Raw genomic sequence first — 2,682 nt, forward strand, 5'->3', positions numbered from 1 at the left:
AGAACCGGTCCGCCGGTAGGCCCGGTCCGCCGGGCGGGCGGCGCCCCTCCCGTCAGCCGAGCGGGGTGCCCAGGTCCTGGGTCCAGTAGAGCCCGGCCGGGCCGGTGGCCACACCGATGCCGACGTCCTTGAAGGCGCAGTCCAGCATGTTGGACTGGTGGATACCGCCGTCCATCCAGCGGGAGAACACCACCGCAGGGGCACTCGGGCCGCGGTCGAGGTTCTCCCCCCACTGGGACCAGCGGTAGCCGGCCGCGTTGAGCCGGGCGTCCGCCCGGGTCCCGTCGGGGGCGAGGTGATCGAAGAAGTTCCGGGCGACCATGTCCTCGGAGTGCTTCTGGGCGGCCGCGTGCAGCTTGGGGTCGATCCGCAGCGGACCGCAGCCGCGTCGGCCCCGCTCCGCGTTGACCAGGTCCACCAGCTGTCGTTCCAGGTTCGGCGGGGTCGGGGTCGGCCGGGCGCTGGACGGGGTCGCGGTCGGGGTGACCGCCGCCGGGCTGCTCGGCACCGGCGGCACCTCGACCGGGGCGAGCGTGACCGGAGCGGGCGGCGCGGTCTCCGTCGTCGGCGTGACGGCGGTCGCGGCCGGCGGCACCGGGGCGTCCGGGGCACTGGCCGGGGTGGTCGGTTCCGGCGCGGGCGCGGTCGGCGGCGTGGGCTGGGGCCAGACCATCGCGAGCGTCGCCGCCGCGAGCACCACCGCCGTCCCGCCCGCCAGCACGCTCTTGCGGCGGGCCAGGTCCGTCCAGCCGCCCGGTCCGCCGGACGGGTCGGTGGGCACAGTGCCGGCGCCGCTGGGCGGAGTACCGCCGGGACCGGCCCCGGTGGACCCTCCGGCGGCGCCGCCGTCGCCCGGGACCCCTCCGGATCCGGCGCCCGGCGTCCCGACCGTGGCCCCGGCGGCGTGGAACGCGAGCCCGCTCGGCGCGTCCATCGGCACCGGGACCAGCGCCAGACCGGCCAGCAGCCCCTCCGCCGGGAACAGGTCGCGCCCCAGGCCGTCACAGGCCTGGCAGCCGCGGATGTGCCGGGCTATTCGCTTGCGCCAGACCGAGTTCGGCGTGCCGTCCCAGCCGGTCATCACCTCGGCGAGCTCCGGGCAGCGGGGGTAGGCGGTGAGCGCCCGGACCACCACCCGGCCGGCCTCCAACTGCTTCTTCATCCGCTGGACCCGGACGGCGGTGTGCTGCGGCGTCAGGTCGAGCGCCTCGGCGAGTTCGGCGCGGGTGAGTTCGCCGGAGGCCTCCAGCCACCAGAGGGACAGCAGTTCCTTGTCGTCCGGGTCCAGCCAGCGGGTGGCCTCGGCGACCTCCCGGCGCTGGCCGGAGAGACCGAGCCGGAGGATGGTCAGGTCGGTGAAGTCGGCGCGCGGGTCGGCCAGCTCCCAGCTCTCGTCCAGTCCGCCGACGGCTGCCTGCTGCTGGCCGGTCGACCGGCTGCGGACCTGGTTCATGGTGATCGCGACCAGCCAGGACCGGAACGCCCCCGGGTCGCGCAGCCCCTCCAGGCCGTCCAGGGCCCGGATCATGGTCTCCTGGGCGATGTCGTCCACGTCGGCGTGGCCGTTCAGCGCCCGGCCGGCGACGTTGTAGACCAACGGGAACCAGGCCGCGACCAGCGCCTCGCGCGCCTGCGCGTCGCCCGCCTGGGCCGCGCGCACGAGGGTCGTCCCGGCCCTGCTCTGCACGTCAACGTTCATGGGTCCGCACTCCGTCCGGCTGTCGTCCGTCCGCCACTGCCTCCTCGGAGACCGCTGGGGAGTGCTCAGATAACAACAATTCGCGCGGATTCGGAAAATCGGCGAACCGCGAGGCCACCGGCCGGGCCCGTGCGGGCCCGAACGGTGAGTCCTCGGGGAGAGTCCTCGGGGAGTCCTCGGGACGGCGGAGCGCTCAGGAGCGCCCGGGTGCGCCCGGATTCTCAGGACGGAGAGGCGAAGACCTGGGTCCACCAGGGCCCGCCCGAACCGGTCCGGACGCCGACGCCGATCTGCTTGAAGGAGCAGTTGAGGATGTTGGCGCGGTGGCCGGGGCTGTTCATCCACGACTCCATCACCGCCGCCGGGTCCTTCTGCCCGCGCGCGATGTTCTCGCCCCAGCTGCTCCAGCGGTAGCCGGCCGCCTCGATGCGGTGGTCCGCGTGGTAGCCGTCGGGGCTGGCGTGGTCGAAGAAGTTGCGGTCCGCCATGTCGTCGCTGTGGAACTGGGCGGCGGTGGTGAGCTTCGGGTCCACCGTGAGCGGTCCGCAGCCGGCCTGCGAGCGCTGGGTGTTGACCAGGTCCGCCACCTGCTGGGCGAAGGAGCTGTTCGACGAACCGCCCGGCGCGGTGGTGGCGGTCGGACGCGGAGCGGTCGGCGAGGGCTTGGCCGTGCTGGGCGCCGCCGTGGGGGCGGTGGTCGGGACCGCGGTCGGCTTCCCCGGATCGGGAGCACCGGCCGTGCCGCCGGTGGTGGTCCCGGTGCTCGGGCTCGCGGTGGGGTTGCGCGGTGTACCGGACGCGGTGGCCGGGGCCGTGGAGGCGGTGTGGCCCGGGGTGGTGGCCGAGGCGGAGGGCGTCGCCGGACCGGTGCTGGGGGGAGGGGTGGCCGCGGCCGCGCGGGCCTGGTCCGTCGCGGCCGGGTCCAGGACCGGCGCGCCGCCCGCGCCGGGCACCTGGATGCCGTTCACGTCCCCGGCCTCGGC

Annotated in this window: 2 protein-coding genes; both read right to left on the reverse strand. The window is 75.5% G+C overall.

Annotated features, from left to right (window positions below):
- Positions 1-52: 52 nt before the first annotated feature.
- Positions 53-1,699 (reverse strand): sigma-70 family RNA polymerase sigma factor, encoded by a 1,647-nt coding sequence (locus BI06_RS32870; RefSeq protein ID WP_051742456.1) that lies wholly within the window; start codon positions 1,697-1,699, stop codon positions 53-55.
- Positions 1,700-1,920: 221 nt separating this feature from the next.
- Positions 1,921-2,682, reverse strand: a 762-nt coding sequence (locus tag BI06_RS32875) for a CAP domain-containing protein (protein WP_233290387.1), incomplete at its 5' end; no start/stop codon positions are given.

This window comes from Kitasatospora sp. MBT66 (genome assembly GCF_000710405.2).
Classification (GTDB): Bacteria; Actinomycetota; Actinomycetes; order Streptomycetales; family Streptomycetaceae; genus Kitasatospora; species Kitasatospora purpeofusca.

What these genes read in the sequence shown, in the direction of transcription:
- BI06_RS32870 (WP_051742456.1), bottom strand. Translation starts at nt 1,699, where the DNA reads ATGAACGTTGACGTGCAGAGCAGGGCCGGGACGACCCTCGTGCGCGCG.